We start from the raw sequence: 640 nt of genomic DNA on the forward strand, positions 1-640 counted from the left end.
ATCCGGAAGCTACGCAATAAAGGATCCGAACCAGCTTAGAGGTTTGGACTTTTAGACGGGCTCAGTCGACGCTAGAGCGCTGTCGCGTGCGTAAGCCCTAGCAGTCAGCTAGGGACGTTGAGCCGAGCCAGGTGCATGACAAATGACGCAAAAGGCATGAAAAATGAAAATGAAGACTCAAAACCGAAAAGTTGAGGATTACTATGCATTCGTCAGGTAAAAACTTGCTTAGGAAAGCTCGTATGAGGGCCACTAGGGATCGGGTACCTTCGTTGAAAATGCAATTCTTGGATTTTTTTCGAGACCAGCAGTTTAGCGATATCAAGTTAGAGCCAATTCATAATCTTGCTCTTGAAGTGCCTGTCGAAGCCGGAGAGAACTTCCAATTCTGGATAGAATCTGTGTCGTCATCGCCAGAAGTGGCCGGCGCCGCATTGGTGAAGATTGAATGTCTTGATGATTCGGGCGAGGTTATCCGTATCTTGGATTGGCCCCACAAGTCAAGCTTGGTTGGAGACTACATTTACATTGAAAGTGGGCCGATTGAGAATCCCAAGGTGACTCATGCAGCTTTCCGCGTCCCTGCCAACGCCACCCTCATTCGTCTGACTGGACGACAGTGGAAAGCTGACATAGAAAC

The 640-nt window shown here is 48.4% G+C and carries 1 protein-coding gene; it reads left to right on the forward strand.

Translation table 11 applies throughout. From position 1 onward, the window contains the following. Window positions 1–401 precede the first annotated feature (401 nt). Window positions 402–640: hypothetical protein (locus HMPREF1627_RS10455; RefSeq protein ID WP_158705782.1), on the forward strand; the 239-nt coding region annotated here is incomplete at its 3' end.

It is taken from the genome of Actinomyces sp. S6-Spd3 (genome assembly GCF_000758755.1).
In the GTDB taxonomy this organism is placed as follows: Bacteria; Actinomycetota; Actinomycetes; order Actinomycetales; family Actinomycetaceae; genus Pauljensenia.